The sequence below is a fragment of the Stenotrophomonas sp. STEN038 genome (assembly GCF_056759895.1).
This window is the reverse complement of sequence record NZ_JBRRDW010000006.1, coordinates 38,607-53,406: the sequence shown is the minus strand read 5'-3', so window position 1 is coordinate 53,406 and position 14,800 is coordinate 38,607. Positions and strand designations below refer to the sequence as shown.

Here is a 14,800-nt window from a genome sequence, read left to right as displayed (position 1 = left end):
GCAGCACGACAGCGCGACGGCGGCACGCCGGGACGCCCGACTGCTTGGGACAGGACTACTCGTTGTCCGTCTTGCGCTGCTCGATTTGCAACTGCGCCCGTTGCGTTGCCTGTTGCAGCCGCTCCACCAGCACGCCCCTCGGCGGCAAGGCGGTCAGATACTCGGCAACGTGGATGCCGGACTTGTCCAGCTCCAGCAATTCGATCTGCTCGCGCTTCTTGCCGGTGCAAAGGATGATCCCGAGCGGCGAGGCTTCCTCCGGCTCCCGTTCGTGCTTGTCTAGCCACCGAAGGTAAAGCTCCATCTGCCCTTTGTAGGCCGCCTTGAAGTCACCTACCTTCAACTCCACCGCAACCAGCCGCCGCAGCTTGCGGTTGTAGAACAGAAGGTCAAGGTGGAAATCCTCGTCGTCGATCGGAATGCGCTTCTGCCGGGCGACGAATGAGAAGCCCGCGCCCAGCTCCAGCAGGAAGGACTCCATTTCACGGATGATCGCCGCTTCCAAGTCGCCTTCCTGCCAAGTGTCCCGCAGGCCCAGGAAGTCGAGGATGTACGGGTCGCGCATGACCAGGGCCGGCGACATGCGCTGCGCATCGCGCAGGGTCGCCAACTCCTGCGCTATGGTTTCTTCCGGCTTTTGGGAAAGCGCCGTGCGCTCGTACAGCATCGAGTCGATACGCTCGCGCAGCGTCCGCACGCTCCAGCGTTGGGTGCTGGCCATCTGTGCGTAGTAGTCCCGCTGGAGCGGGTCTTTCAGCGGCATCAGGGCGATGAAGTGCGTCCAGCTCAATTCTCGTATCAGTGATACGAGAATTCGCTCGTCGGGGAAGGTGGCGGCGAACTGCACCATGCGGCGCAAGTTCTGCTCTGCAAAGCTGCTGCCGTACTCCTCCACCAACTGCGCAGCCAAGGTGGGCAGAACTTCCTTGCCGTAGGCGCCCCGGCGCCTGTCCAAGACCTGCGTGTGGATGCGTTGGCCGATGCGCCAGTAGAGCATCGTAAGCTCGCTATTCACCGTCGAGGCGGCGCGCAAGCGCGCCGCCTCGATCAGTGCCCGAATGTCGCCCAGCAGCGCCGCGGGCGCTGCGAGCGATGCTGCTGATGGCCGGCGCCCGTTCATGCCACCGCCTCCGCAAGCTGCCGCGCGCCCGTGATGGCTTGGCGGCGGCTGGCCACCAGCTCGGCCGCCTCGCGCACCGGCTTGTCCTCGGTGTGGACGTAGTGCATGAACATCGCCACGGTCTTGTGGCCCGTCAGCTTCATTCCCACTTTGGTCGGCACACCGGAATTGGCAATGTCGGTGGTCGAGCGATGACGGATGCCGTGCGTGCCTACGTGCGGCACGCTGGCGGCCTTGAGCGTCCGGCACCAGCCGCCATAGTGCTCGCCAAAGGTCAGGTGCTTGGCCGGGTCGTTCGGCGACGGCAGGACGTAAGGGCAGCCTTCCAGACGCGGCGCCGTCGAAAGCAGCCGATAGGCTTCCTCGCTCATGGGCTTGGAAATGCCGCCAACCTTGCTGTCGGGCCACACCACGCGCCGGTTCTCGAAGTCCAGCCAGCTCCATTCGAGCGGGCAGATTTCGGAGCGCCGCGCCGCAAACTCGAATTGCAGCCGGATCGCCAACGGGATGACGTAGTTCTCCAGCCCCTCCGCCTCCAGTTTCTCCAACTGGCGGAAGATCCGCACCATTTCCTCGTCCACGATGAGCCGGGTTTCCTTGCCCGGCGGGTACATCGGGACGTGGCGGCACGGATTCGTGCCGTCCGGGCGGAAGCCCCAGACTTCGGCCAAGTTGAACATCTTGCGCAGCACGCCGAAGGTCTTGTTGGCCTCGGTCGGCTTGTAGGCCAGCTTTTCCATGAGCCCCGCAATGTCGGGCCGCTTCACGTCATGCACCTTCTTGCGGCCCAGCAGCGGGATGATGTTGCGGTCGATGACGCCCTGGTAGCCGTCCTGCGTGCTGACCTTGTTGCGCTTCTTGGAGTAGTCCTCCATGAACTTTTTGCACAACTCGGCCATCGTGGGCGCCTTGCGCGCCTCGGCCTTGGCACCGCCGGGATCACCACCCCGGCGAACCTCGGCCAGCCAGTCCTGCGCTTTGACCCGCGCCTGTTCGACGGTTAGCTCCCCGTAGAGTCCCAGCGAGGGCTTGCGGGGCTGGCCAGAGTTCGTGCGGTACTGGAGCATGAACACCCGGCGTCCCGTCGAGGTAATCTTGCAAAGGAAGCCGGGCACGACGGTATCCCGTAGTTCGATGTCCTTCGCCTGGGGTTGCGCCGACTCTACGGCGGTCTTGGTGAGCTTGATCTTTGCCATGATGACTCCTTGGAACGACCCGGATTCCAGGAGCCAGATAGGAGCGGCGCGAGGGAGAACCGGGTCAAGTTTCAGAAAGCACCGGCATATGATGGAAGCGCGTAAGCTATTGATAAACCTGCTGTATCGGGCTACGTCGCAGTCCAGCGAACTACCGGGCTGGAGTCATCGTGAAACAAAAAAAGACCCGCATCTCGCGATGCGGGTCTTCAATCAAATCTTGGCGCCCGAAGTTGGACTCGAACCAACGACCCCCTGATTAACAGTCAAGTGCTCTAACCGGCTGAGCTATTCGGGCGGGGAGGCGCATTCTATACGTTAATTACGCGCGATGGTAGGGGTGATTGGCCAACATCGCTGCTGCGCGATACAACTGCTCGGCTACAACAAGCCGAACCAGCATATGCGGCAAGGTCAGCGGGCCTATCGACCACTTCTCATCAGCCACCGCAGATACTTCCGCCGCGTGCCCTTCAGGGCCGCCAATCAGGAACGCCAGATCGCGACCCTGCGTGCGCCAATGTTCCAAGCGCTGTGCCAACTGCTCGGAACTGAGCTGCCTGCCAGGCACGTCCAGGGCCACCACATAGGGATTCTTGGGCAGCGCGGCCAATACCCGCTTGCCCTCGTCCTCGATTGCGCGCTTTGGATCGCGGCCCTTGCCGCGCAGGCCCGGTTCAATTTCAACCAACTCCAGCGGCAACCAATGCGACAGCCGCTTCTGGTACTCGGCAAAACCCTGCGCAACCCAGGATGGCGCGCGTTCGCCGGTGGCGATCAGTCTGGCTTTCATGCGTGGCCTCCTATCAGGCTGCACAAACGAAGACGGCGCCCTGCGGCGCCGTCACAGAAACAGAAGCTGCGGCCGTCAGGCTCAGCCAGCATCCTGCTCGTCTTCATCGTCGTAGGCCGAACGCGGCTGGTCGCCGACGGTCCACAGACGCTCCAGCGCATACAGTTCGCGCACGCGCGGCAGCATGACGTGGACGATGACATCACCCAGGTCGACCAGCACCCACTCGGCTTCGCGCTCGCCTTCCACGCCCAGCGGCATCACGCCGAGGTTCTTGGCAAAGCGCACCACTTCCTCACCGATGGACTTGACGTGACGGGTGGAGGTACCGGAGACCACCACCATGTAGTCAGCCACGCTGGACTTGCCACGCACATCGAGCTCGACGGCATCCCGGGCCTTGATCTCCTCAAGGGCGGAGTGAACGGACGCCAGCAGGGCCGGTACGGAGGGTGCCGGGCTGGGCATTTGGGTCTTGATGACTTGGGCTTCGGTGGTCAAAGCAGCAGAACTCGATGAATTAAGGGGGACGATTATAGAGAACATGCCCGCCGCCGGCATTCACGCCGGCGCGGCACTGCCATACAGGCCTTGCGCAAGGATGTACCCGGCCACCGCCGAAGGCAACAAATCCCGCCATTGCCCGCCGCTGGCGATGGCGGCACGCACCTCCGTCGCGGACTCGGCATGCAGCGGCTGGCGCAGCCGCCAGACCCGTCCAGCCGGGCTGGCGGCCAGAGCCTCCGCCGAGCTGGCCCAGGCCCCTTGCAGGCGTTGCGCCAGTTCTGCTGGCAGATCGCCATCCAGACCGCTGCCCGGTCGTTCAGCCACCACGATATGCGCCAGATCCAGCAGATGCTCCCATTCATGCCAGCTCGGCAGGCCGAGCAGGCTGTCAGCGCCCATCAGCATCGCCAGGGGTCGTTGCGGGCCGATCTGGACACGGATGTCACGCAGGGTGTCCACCGTCCACGATGGCACACCGGGCTTGCGCTCAGCGCGTTGCAGCTCGCGGGTATCTACCAGCAGATTGGCCTCGCCAGCTACCGCCAGCGCCAGCATGTGCGCGCGCTGGGCGGCATTGGCACCGGGCGGCGCACGGTGCGGCGGGTCGGCGGCGGGCATCAGGTGCACAGGCACCTGCAGCTCGGCTGCGGCGCAGCGGGCGATGGCCAGATGGCCGTTGTGAACCGGATCGAAGGTGCCGCCGTACAGCAGCCACAAGCCGTCGTCTGCGGCAGCGTCTGCCGGCGACAGCACAGCACTCACTTCAGCGCACACCACGGACAAGCAGGCGCACCGCACGGGCTTCGGCCAACGCAACCAGCAGACGCTCCAGCGCAAGCCACGGATCGCCTTCAGCCCGCCCCTTGGCCATGCGGTCAACCTGCGAGGCCTCGGCGACAAAGCGCTCCCAGCGGCGAGGATCGGGGTGACGCTGCAGGGCGCGCTTGAACGGCGCCTGGCGCGACTCCCAGATGCCCTTGGATTTCATTTCCGCGGCCAGATTGCCACCACTGGCCTGCACCCGGGCCAGCCCGGCGGTGATCAGCAATTCGCGGATCAGGATCGGCATCAATGCTGCCACCGCCTCACCCTCGGCACGCAAACCAGCCACCATCCGCAGCACAGCCTGGGCCTGCCCGGAGAATGCCGCCTCACTCAACCTGAAAACGTCGTAGCGGGCGGCATCTGCGACCAGCGACTCCATCCTGGCAACATCCAGCGGCTGGCCATCGGCCAACAACGCCAACTTGTCGATTTCCTGGGCTGCGGCCAGCAGATTGCCTTCCACCCGCTCGCTCAAGCGTTGCACGGCAGCAGGATCGGCACGCAAACCCTTGCTGCGCAGGCGCCGCTCGATCCAATCCGCCAGCTCATGCGGCTTGATCGCCCAGGCCACCGACAGCACGCCAACCTTGTTGACTGCCTCGGCCCACTTGCCCTGGTGCGCCTTGCTCCATTCGCCAGCAGTGATCAGCAGCACCACATCCGGAGCCGGCCGCGCGCAGAAGTCGCTGATGACCTCGGCGCCCTCCTTGCCCGGCTTACCGTTGGGCAGGCGCACCTCGACCAAGCGGCGCGCACTGAACAGGCTGGGCGCGTTGAAGCTGGAAGCCAACTGCCCCCAATCAAAATCGCGACCATCAGCATCAAATACTTCACGCTCGCCAATGCCATCGGCACGCGCCTTGGCGCGTACTGCATCGGCGGCTTCAATGACCCGCAACAGCTCGGGGCCGGCGATCAGATACACCGGCGCCAACGTCTGGGAGGCTATCTGGCTGGCCAGTTGTTCCGGTCGCAGCTCCATTGTTCAGCCCCTGTGCGTCTGCGTCGCGCCAGAACGCGCCAACTCAGTGCACCTCACCCGCGGCGTCCTCCGCAGGCTTGGGTGCCTGCAGGGCTTTCTCCACATCGGCGCGGACCACGCTGTCGATACGACGCAGGATCGAGGCCGACATTTCCCGACGCAACTCATCGGCAAGGATTTCCCGCTCGGTGGTGGTGCCGGTGGAATCCTGCGGCGGCGACACATAGTCACGCGACAGCTCCACCGCCTGTTCCGGCACGATCACGCTGCCATCCGGGCGCAGGAACGAGAACACCACCGCGTAGCGCAGGCTGTATTCCTGGGCACGGCCTTGGCCGTCGATGGCGATGGGCAGGTCACCCCAACGCTCGGAGCGGATCAGCAGCCGGGCGACGCCTGGCGTCTTGCCAGCCACAGCGAGCGTGTCGCCGGCTTCCACCACGGTGGCGCCGGAGGAGCGCAGACCGCGGTTGAGGATCTTGACCAGTTCGCTGTAACGCACCGCTGAATCCACCTGCACCGCCGGCATATCGGCAGGCAGCGCGAGCTTGTTACGCAGATGGAAGCCGCACCCGGTGAGGGTGGCAGCGAGAATCAGGGCAGTCAGGTATCGAGTCATGCACACAGTCTGGAGGAGCCGGCCGGGAGCGGCAACAGGCAGCAAGCCTGCCTGATGCCGCGTGAACTGCACTTGAGATACCCGTTGCGGCTTACGCCGCAACGATATTGACAATCTTGCCCGGCACGATGATGACCTTGCGGATCGTCAGCCCGACCAGGAACTTGGCCGTGTTCGGCTCGTCCTTGGCCAGGGTTTCGATCTGCTCGCGCGAGGTATCGGCGGCTACGTCGATGGTGCCGCGCAGCTTGCCATTGACCTGCACCGCCAGGGTCAGCGAATCCTTGACCAGCGCAGCCGTATCCACCTGCGGGAACGGCTGGTCCTCGAGCAGGGTCTGCGCGTGGCCCAGCAGCTGCCACATCGCATGACAGGCATGCGGGGTGATCGGATTCAGCAGCAGCACTGCCGCCTGCAGGGCTTCCTGGCGCACTGCACGGCCCTGTGCGCTGGCATCGTCGAACTTGGCCAGGGTATTGAGCAGCTCCATCACCGCGGCGATGGCGGTATTGAAGGCGTGGCGGCGACCATAGTCGTCACTGACCTTGCTGATGGTTTCGTGGGTCTTGCGACGGATCGCCTTCTGCTCGGCGCTCAGTGCAGCAACATCCAGCGCCGGCGCAATGCCATCGGCGGCGTGCTTGTGCACCATCGCCCACAGCCGGCGCAGGAAGCGCGCCATGCCGTCGACACCGGCCTCGTTCCACTCCAGCGACTGTTCCGGCGGCGCGGCGAACATCGAGAACAGGCGCACGGTGTCAGCGCCGTACTTGGCCACCATGGTCTGCGGGTCGACGCCGTTGTTCTTGGACTTGGACATCTTCTCGACGCCACCGATCACCACCGGCTGACCGTCTTCGCGCAGGGTCGCGCCGGTGATGCGACCGCGCTCGTCGCGCACCGTGTCCACATCGGCCGGGTTGAACCAATCCTTGGAACCGTCGCTGTTCTGGCGGTAGAAGGTTTCAGCGATGACCATGCCCTGGCACAGCAGGTTCTGCGCCGGCTCGTTGCTGTCCACCATGCGCGCATCGCGCATCAGCTTGTGGAAGAAACGGAAGTACATCAGGTGCAGGATGGCGTGCTCGATGCCACCGATGTACTGGTCGACCGGCAGCCAATAGTTGCCGCGCTTGTCCACCGCCTCGCGTGCCCCCGGCGAGGTGTAGCGGGCGTAGTACCAGCTCGACTCCATGAAGGTGTCGAAGGTATCGGTTTCGCGCTCGGCCGCGCCGCCGCAATCCGGGCAGGTGGTCTTGCGCCATTCCAGGTCGGCCTTGATCGGCGAACCGGTGCCGTTGAGCGTCACGTCCTCGGGCAGGATCACCGGCAGCTGGTCTTCCGGCACCGGCACCGCGCCGCACTTGTCGCAGTAGATCACCGGGATCGGGCAGCCCCAGTAACGCTGGCGGCTCACGCCCCAGTCGCGCAGACGGTAATTGACCCGGCGCTGGCCCTGGGCCTTGCGCTCGAAACGCTCGGCCAGTGCCTCGAAGGCGCCCTGGAAATCCAGTCCGTCGAATTCGGCCGAATTGACCAGCTCGGTTTCGCGGGTCTTGTCGCCGTACCAGTCCTGCCAGCGGCTGTCGTCGTAGCTGCGCTCGTCGTCGTTCTTCGGCGACTTCAGCGCGATGACCTGCAGCTTGGGCAGCTTGTACTTGGTGGCGAACTCGAAATCACGCTGGTCGTGGCCCGGAACGGCCATCACCGCGCCGGTGCCGTAGCCCATCAGTACGAAGTTGGCGACCCAGATCGGCACCTGCTCGCCGCTGACCGGATGGATGGCCTTCAGGCCGGTGTCCATGCCGCGCTTTTCCTGGGTTTCCAGTTCGGCCTCGGAGACACCGCCCTGCTTCAGCTCGGCCAGCATGGCGGCCAGCTGCGGGTTGTTCTTTGCGGCATGCACGGCCAGCGGGTGTTCGCCGGCAATGGAGACGAAGCTGACGCCCATCACCGTGTCCGGGCGGGTGGTGAACACGCGCAGCGGATCCAGTGCAGCGCCATCCACGTCACGCACGTCGAACTGGATTTCCAGGCCTTCGGAGCGGCCGATCCAGTTGCGCTGCATGGTCTTGACCGACTCCGGCCAACCCGGCAGCTCGTCCAGGCCGTCCAGCAATTCCTGGGCGTAATCGGTGATGCGCAGGAACCACTGCGGGATCTCACGCTTCTCGACCAGTGCACCGGAACGCCAGCCGCGGCCGTCGATGACCTGCTCATTGGCCAGCACGGTGTTGTCGACCGGGTCCCAGTTCACCACCGAGTTGCGGCGGTAGGCCAGGCCCTTGCGCATCAGGCGGGTGAACATGCGCTGCTCGTGGACGTAGTAGTCCGGCGTGCAGGTGGCAAATTCGCGCGACCAGTCGATCGCATAGCCCAGCGACTTGAGCTGGCTGCGCATGTGGCCGATGTTGGCGTAGGTCCACTTGGCCGGCGCGGTCTTGTTCTTGATCGCAGCGTTTTCGGCCGGAAGACCGAACGCATCCCAGCCCATCGGCTGCAGCACGTTATGGCCGGTCATGCGCTTGTAGCGGCTGATGACGTCGCCAATGGTGTAGTTGCGCACATGGCCCATGTGCAGCGCACCGGACGGGTACGGAAGCATCGACAAGCAGTAGAACTTGGGCTTGTCCGAGGTTTCGTTCACCTCGAATGCTTTCTCGGCCTCCCAGAATTTCTGGGCGGCGGCTTCAACCTGCTGGGGATCGTAGATATTCGGTTCGACGCTGGACATGTCAACGCTGGGCAACGGCAAAGCGGCAAAGGGTACCGCAGTGCATCATTGCACTCCAATCGGGGCGCAGCCCAGCATCAAGCAACAACCGCAGGTCATTGAAATATAGGGCTTTTAAAAAACCACCGGTTTTCCAAGCCAGCGCCAGACGCGATGCTTGCGCGTACCCTGCCCCCCAGCACCATGATTGTGCTGCGCCGCTCAGCTGCGCGGCGGTGCCAGCCGGGCCGCGCCCAACAGCCATAGCAGCCAGCCCAGGAACGCCAAACGTTGCGCCATTGCCACCGGCATGGCGATCTCGAACAGGAAGGCACTGCAGACGGCCCAAAGCGCACAGACCACGGTCAGCGTCGACAAGGCGCGCCAGCCACTGGCCTTGCCCGCCCCAAAGCGCAAAGCGATGGCGGCGGCAGTGAACGCCAGCAACCACAGCAACCAGGCGCTGGCGTGGAACTGGCTGGCGCGGTTCTCGATGTCATCAACATCGAGCGGAAACAGGCCCATCGCGGCAAAGGCGATCGCAGCCAGCAACAGCATCTGTCCACCTACCCGCAGCGGACGCGGCGCGCTGGCCGGCATGCGCAGGATCAGGTCCAATGCCGCCACCGCAGCCAGCAGGCCCGGCACCACGAAGCCCAGCAGGCTGAAGGCGCTGCCAGCGGGGATGCCACGCGCCCCGAGCAGCGACACCGGGTGGCGCATCTGGTCATAACCCTGCAGCTGCGTGCCGAAACCAACGACTGCCGCCACGAAAACCACTGCCGCCAGTGGGCCGGCCCAGCCCATCAGATTGTTCCGCCTCAACACAGCACACCTTGTCCCGCTCTGGCCGGGGCACAGCCGCCACGACTACCGGCCGCTATTCTGAGGGCTGCGACCGACAATGACATCGGTCGCCAACCTCGGCAGCCTCAGCTCAAGCACCGGTCACCACGATTTCGACCCGGCGGTTCGGCGCCAGGCAATCCAACAATGCGGTGCCAGCACCCTCATCACATTGCACCAGCGGCGCACTGTTACCGCGCCCCTCGGCATGGATGGCAGCAGCAGGGATGCCCCGCTGCACCAGGTAGTTGCGAACGCTCTGCGCGCGCCGCCGCGACAATTCCATGTTGTAGGCATCACTGCCGATGCGATCGGTGTAGCCGATGATGTTCAGTGTCTGCGCCGCGTTGCTGGCGCGGAGATCCTGCGCAAACTCATCCAGCTTCGCCTGACCAATGGCTGAGAGGCTGGCGCTGTCAAAGGCGAACAGGGCGTCAGCCGACAACCGCAGCGGCGCTACTACCGGTGGTGGCGGGGGCGGTGCCGGCGCAACGGGGGCGGGAGCCGGTTCCAACAGGGCGGCACAGCTGTCCGGTTTCCAGCGCTGTCCACTGGCTACCCCCTTGGAATCGAAATTGACCTGGAACTGGCATTGAATCGGCTCAGCCCCGACCGAGCGGCGGAAGTTGAACACGTAATTCCAATCCCGTACGCCCCACAAGCCCTCGTTGAACTGCGGCGTGCCCAGCAACTCCTGGATCTGGGATTTGTTCATGCCTGGCGCGTACTGGCGCAGATTGTCCAGGTTCACGTAGGTGCCGCCCGCCGGATAGGCACGCGCAGGGTCCGGAAATTCCTCGCGTACCTGGCCTTTGCCACAGGCGGCCAGCATTGCCAGCAAAGCAAGTACGGTCCATTTTTTGTTCATAGCATCCTCGACGCGTAGCCAGGGTTGTATGCCTGCAGGTTCCCGTTGCACCACCTACCACTGGAAACCAGCTCCCAAGGTCACCCCGCCATCGCCGCGGGTATTGGCCGAACCACTGAGTTTGTAGATCCAGCGGCCGCCATCGGTGACCCCGGACACGCCCACCGCCATGCTCGACTCGCCGTGGAAGGTGCTGGCCGCCATCGACGCCATGCGCTTTCCTGCCTCGGTGGGTTGCGGCAACCCCGCCATCGCCATCGCCGAAGCGACACCTGCGGAGGCACGGTCATCGATGCGCTTCATGTCGCGGCTTACGTCATTGAAACGTTGATCGGTGTAGTTCTTCGACCAGTCCATGACCTCCCCCATGCCCTTGTTGAGCTGCGCGACATTGACGGCGTCGGTAGGCGCCACGCCCGTCCCCACGTTGTGGATGACGGTACTGGTGCCTGGGCGCCCCATCGTCACGCTTGCGTAGTTGGTGCTGCCGTCGGTGTTCTGGTCATAACGCACGGTGCCCTGCTGCGAAGCCTGTAGCTGACGCACATTGACCGCGTCCGTGGCCTCGGTGCCATCGCCTACGTTGGTGATCTGCCGTTCGGCACCTGCGGCACCCACCGACACGGTGTTGGCACGAGTAGCCACCGAGCCTGCACCCAACGCCACACTGCCGGCGGCCGACGCGTTGGCACCGTTGCCGATGGCCACCGCCTGGTTGCCACTGGCAGTTGCCTGTGGTCCGGCGGCCACACTGTCCTGGCCAGTGGCCGAGGCGGCTGCCTTGGTTGAGTTGACGGAGAAGTACTGGTTGCCGGCGCCTCCGTTCTGGATGTTGTCGATGCGCTTGTTGACGTTGACGATGGAACCATCCATCGCCGCCAGTGCGTCGGTGACATTGCCCAGCGTTTGCTGGGTGCCAACACCGCTACTGTTGATCGAAGTGACGTTGAAGCTGGCGGCGCTCCACTGCCCGGTGCTGCTGTTGTACTGCAGCGTGCCGCCGATGGTCGACGCAAGCGCCTGGTTGGTTGCGGCCAGTTGCCCACCGTTGATTGCATCCAGGCTGCCAGTGGTGACACTGCCAGCCGCCACATTGCCCAGGGCCACTGCGGCACCGCTGCCATCGCCGGTCAAACGTACCGCGTTGGTTGGATTGCCGGCAGCGTCGGCGATGTATTTCACCGCCAACGGATCGCTGCTGCCCGGGACATTGCCCGGCAACAGATTGCGCAGGTTGAGCAGCGAATCGCTGATTGAACTGAACGCACTGCCGATGTTTGCATACGACTGCAGCGAAGCCGCACCCAGTACACCAATGCTGTTGATCTGGTAATTCGGCGCGCCGAGCACACCACCGTTGAATGTCGCGCCGCCACCCAAGTAGGTCGCCATCGAGCTGCCCAGTCCAAACAGCTGCCCACCGTTGACCGCCTCCATGCTGCCCGCTGCAACCGAGCCGGCCGCAAGGTTCGCCAGCACCGTGCCACTGACTGCCTGACCGCTGCCCAGCGTGACCTTGCTGTAATTGACAACACCATTTGCGTCTTCGTCATAGACCACGGCGGCCAGCCCCAGATCATCGATCTGATCCAGCGCACCGCGCAGTTGCATGACGTTCACCGCATCGGTGTCCTGGCTGCCGGCGGCAACATGGGTGATCTGGCGCTCACGCCCCGCAGAACCCACCGCAACTTCGCCGATGGAGGTTTGGGTAGCGGTCAAGCCGAACGCGGTGTAGTTGTCCTGGCCACCGCGGGCAGCATTGGACTTGAAGCCCAGCGCCACACTGTTGGCCTTGTCCGAGGTTGCACCGGCACCGAGCAGGGTCTGTGCGTTGGCCGTGCCCTTGGCGCTGTCACCAACCACCACCGAATGACCCAACCGTGCATCGTAGTCAGCCGTCGGCAGACCGGTCTTGCCACCTGCGGCATCGATGAACACCTGGTCTGCCGTCTGCGTTGCCAACCGATGCTCGGCGTTGCTGCCGATCACCACTTCCTTGGAGCCATTTGCAAACGCGCCGTCACCGATCAGCACCTGGTAGTCCTGTGCTGCGGGCACCGCCCAGCACTTGGCAGTCACCGCTCCCAGCACGTTGAGGCAGTCGGAGGCCCAGCCCGGGGCGCCGTCCGGCAACACCAGGCCAAGCAGACCGCCCGGATCGCCATTGTTGATGTTGGTGATGTAGCTGTCAGAGGTCACCCCGCCGATCAGGGTCAGGTGCGAGTTGCCGCCAGTGCTCAAACCGCCCAGCCCATCCAGCAGGCTGCCTACCGGACTCAGGTTCACCACCGGCAAACCCAGCACCGATACCTCGGAATAGGTCTGCATCACGTTGGTGCTGTTGACCTTCAGACTGCCGCTGTTGATATAGCCATTGCCTCCGAGGATGGAGGTAAGCGGTGAATCCACCAATTGGTTCACCGAGCCGACCAGACCACCATTGCCGACGATCAGGCCTGATGGCCCTGCGCTGGGTGCCGGCGGTGCAGCGGGCACTACCGGATTGCCGGTGAGGCCGCCAACAACGTTCGACAACCCGCCGGTCACACCGCCGATCACGCCACTCAGTGCGCCGGTCACACCGCTCACACCCGACCCGGAGCCGGCGATGCCACCCAGCGTATTACCGGTTGCACCCAGCAGCGTGGACGCGGTGTTGTCGACCGTTTCCAACAGGTTCTGCACCGTGCCAGTCACGTCGCCGTTGGCCAGCGCGCCGGTCGTGTCCTGCAGACCGCCGGTCAGCGTGCCTACCGTATTGGTGACACCTGTGCCCAGCGTGTTCGAGCCTGTCACGCCGCCAACCACCGCACCGAGAAGATCGCCGACGCCGTCCAGCACCGGCGCAGCGCCATCGACCACGCCGTTCACAACACCACCCAGACCCGTGCCCGCGATCAGCCCGCCGGTCAGATCTTCGACGGCGCCCACCGCGCCGGTCACGGCACCATGCACCGGTTTGCCCCCCTGCCCTGCGCCTGGCAGCAACAGGTCACCCACACCAGCAACGCCGCTGCCCAGTTGGCCGGTAACCGAAGTCACCGTGGTACTGACGTGTGAAGTGAGCGTGTCCACCGCAGCGACGGACTGGCCTGCCAGCACCTCGCCAGTCACTTCCTTGACCGCTCCAACCGTCGAAGCCAGCGTGCCCTGCAATGGGCTTCCGCCCTGCTGGCCCGGCAGCAGCCCGCCGAGCAAGTCTTCAACGCCGCTGCCCAGATGCTGGCCAAGCGGCGTCAACGTCGCTCCCACGTGCGAGGTCAGCGTTTCCACCGCAGCCACGGGCTGGCCCGCCAGCACCTCGCCAGTCACTTCCTTGGCCGCTCCAACCGTTGAAGCCAGCGTCCCCTGCAACGGGCTTCCACCCTGTTGGCCCGGCAACAGCCCGCCGACCACAGCTTCGACGCCGCTGCCCAGATGCTGGCCAAGCGGCATCAACGTGGTTCCCACATGCGAGGTGAGCGTTTCAACCGCAGCCACCGGTGTTCCGGTCAGCACTTCGCCGGTGAGTTCCTTGACCGCACCAGCCGTTGAAAGCAATGTCCCGTGCAACGGGCTTCCACCCTCTTCCTTGCCCGGCAGCAGCACCGCGGCGATGCCTTGCAGTCCTGCACCGGTTCCGGTCAGCGGGCCAACCGTTGCAGTAACCGCAGCATTGGCCGAAGCCGCCAGCGGCTTCACTGCGAGCGCGGCATCCGTTACGACGGCCAGCGCTGCAGCAGGTGCATTTACCCCGCCATGTGGATGCAGCTTCGGCAGCGAGGCGCGCACACCCAGCCGTGCGCGCACCACGGCTGGCACAGTGGCAACCTGCGGCTTGATCGCGGCTGCCGCCGACACGTCCACCTGCAGCAACGCTGGCAACGTCACCGAAGCACCAAGCGCAGCACCGGCACCTGCTGTCGGCAGGGTGGTGGCGACGATCTGCTGCGCGTCGGTGTTGCTGTACTTTGCGACCAGGTCCTGCAGGTCGGCGAGCCTGGCGTCGGTTGCAGATGCGGGCCCGGCCATGGCCAGCGCGATGGCGCTGCCCAGGCCAGCCAGGCTCCACGACACCGACGGCGACAGCCTTGCCGGACCAGAACGTTTCCCCTGTGCGCTGGCCAGCTCGGAACCTACGACGAAGGCGTTGAGTGTGCGGTTCCAGACCAAACGATAGATGCGGTTCATGCGGAGCCTCCGGTTCGACCCTTCCAGGAGCGGACAGGTCTTGGTTCGTGAGGCCAGTACAACGCTTACATGCCCGCTTGTTTGCCCGCATCCGGCACATCCATACGGCAATTTGGCAAAGCGATACCCGTTAGCGGCACGCAAATGCACGTATTCGG

The 14,800-nt window shown here is 64.6% G+C and carries 11 protein-coding genes and 1 tRNA gene; all 12 read right to left on the bottom strand.

The features are described 5' to 3' along the window. Positions 1 to 55: 55 nt before the first annotated feature. The 12 genes from ACVOLS_RS03855 to ACVOLS_RS03800 all read right to left on the bottom strand — a co-directional run bounded on the left by ACVOLS_RS03855 (position 56) and on the right by ACVOLS_RS03800 (position 14,642). Positions 56 to 1,120, bottom strand: coding sequence for a PDDEXK nuclease domain-containing protein (locus ACVOLS_RS03855; protein WP_003092331.1), 1,065 nt, complete (start codon positions 1,118 to 1,120; stop codon positions 56 to 58). After that, a complete protein-coding gene (locus tag ACVOLS_RS03850) occupies positions 1,117 to 2,316 on the bottom strand; it encodes a tyrosine-type recombinase/integrase (RefSeq protein WP_001062689.1) in 1,200 nt (399 codons plus the stop codon). The genes ACVOLS_RS03855 and ACVOLS_RS03850 overlap by 4 nt, the downstream gene beginning before the upstream one ends. 221 nt (positions 2,317 to 2,537) lie before the next feature. Then, a tRNA-Asn gene (locus ACVOLS_RS03845) sits at positions 2,538 to 2,614 on the bottom strand. Positions 2,615 to 2,638: 24 nt separating this feature from the next. Then, positions 2,639 to 3,109, bottom strand: a complete 471-nt coding sequence (gene rlmH, locus ACVOLS_RS03840) for a 23S rRNA (pseudouridine(1915)-N(3))-methyltransferase RlmH (protein WP_282269795.1) — start codon at positions 3,107 to 3,109, stop codon at positions 2,639 to 2,641. Between the two features lie 81 nt (positions 3,110 to 3,190). Then, positions 3,191 to 3,610, bottom strand: a complete 420-nt coding sequence (rsfS, locus tag ACVOLS_RS03835) for a ribosome silencing factor (RefSeq protein ID WP_282269796.1) — start codon at positions 3,608 to 3,610, stop codon at positions 3,191 to 3,193. Positions 3,611 to 3,670: 60 nt separating this feature from the next. Next, positions 3,671 to 4,378: a nicotinate-nucleotide adenylyltransferase gene (gene nadD / locus ACVOLS_RS03830; RefSeq protein WP_481544564.1), complete on the bottom strand. Its 708-nt coding sequence runs from the start codon at positions 4,376 to 4,378 to the stop codon at positions 3,671 to 3,673. Between the two features lies 1 nt (position 4,379). Then, positions 4,380 to 5,423 (bottom strand): DNA polymerase III subunit delta, encoded by a 1,044-nt coding sequence (gene holA / locus ACVOLS_RS03825; RefSeq protein WP_481544563.1) that lies wholly within the window; start codon positions 5,421 to 5,423, stop codon positions 4,380 to 4,382. Positions 5,424 to 5,466: 43 nt separating this feature from the next. Further along, positions 5,467 to 6,042, bottom strand: coding sequence for an LPS-assembly lipoprotein LptE (locus tag ACVOLS_RS03820; protein ID WP_481544562.1), 576 nt, complete (start codon positions 6,040 to 6,042; stop codon positions 5,467 to 5,469). 91 nt (positions 6,043 to 6,133) lie between these two features. After that, complete coding sequence (gene leuS, locus ACVOLS_RS03815) at positions 6,134 to 8,776, bottom strand: leucine--tRNA ligase (RefSeq protein WP_481544561.1); 2,643 nt, start codon at positions 8,774 to 8,776, stop codon at positions 6,134 to 6,136. A 201-nt stretch (positions 8,777 to 8,977) separates the two neighbouring features. Next, positions 8,978 to 9,583, bottom strand: a complete 606-nt coding sequence (locus ACVOLS_RS03810) for a DUF998 domain-containing protein (protein WP_481544560.1) — start codon at positions 9,581 to 9,583, stop codon at positions 8,978 to 8,980. 109 nt (positions 9,584 to 9,692) lie between these two features. Then, positions 9,693 to 10,469 carry an OmpA family protein gene (locus ACVOLS_RS03805; RefSeq protein ID WP_481544559.1) on the bottom strand — a complete coding sequence of 259 codons (777 nt, stop codon included), beginning with the start codon at positions 10,467 to 10,469 and terminating at the stop codon, positions 9,693 to 9,695. A 54-nt stretch (positions 10,470 to 10,523) separates the two neighbouring features. Beyond that, positions 10,524 to 14,642, bottom strand: a complete 4,119-nt coding sequence (locus tag ACVOLS_RS03800; protein WP_481544558.1) for an ESPR-type extended signal peptide-containing protein — start codon at positions 14,640 to 14,642, stop codon at positions 10,524 to 10,526. Between the last annotated feature and the right edge of the window lie 158 nt (positions 14,643 to 14,800).

What these genes read in the sequence shown, in the direction of transcription:
- ACVOLS_RS03855 (WP_003092331.1), bottom strand. Translation starts at nt 1,120, where the DNA reads ATGAACGGGCGCCGGCCATCAGCAGCATCGCTCGCAGCGCCCGCGGCG.
- ACVOLS_RS03850 (WP_001062689.1), bottom strand. Translation starts at nt 2,316, where the DNA reads ATGGCAAAGATCAAGCTCACCAAGACCGCCGTAGAGTCGGCGCAACCC.
- rlmH (WP_282269795.1), bottom strand. Translation starts at nt 3,109, where the DNA reads ATGAAAGCCAGACTGATCGCCACCGGCGAACGCGCGCCATCCTGGGTT.
- holA (WP_481544563.1), bottom strand. Translation starts at nt 5,423, where the DNA reads ATGGAGCTGCGACCGGAACAACTGGCCAGCCAGATAGCCTCCCAGACG.
- ACVOLS_RS03820 (WP_481544562.1), bottom strand. Translation starts at nt 6,042, where the DNA reads ATGACTCGATACCTGACTGCCCTGATTCTCGCTGCCACCCTCACCGGG.
- leuS (WP_481544561.1), bottom strand. Translation starts at nt 8,776, where the DNA reads ATGTCCAGCGTCGAACCGAATATCTACGATCCCCAGCAGGTTGAAGCC.
- ACVOLS_RS03805 (WP_481544559.1), bottom strand. Translation starts at nt 10,469, where the DNA reads ATGAACAAAAAATGGACCGTACTTGCTTTGCTGGCAATGCTGGCCGCC.
- ACVOLS_RS03800 (WP_481544558.1), bottom strand. Translation starts at nt 14,642, where the DNA reads ATGAACCGCATCTATCGTTTGGTCTGGAACCGCACACTCAACGCCTTC.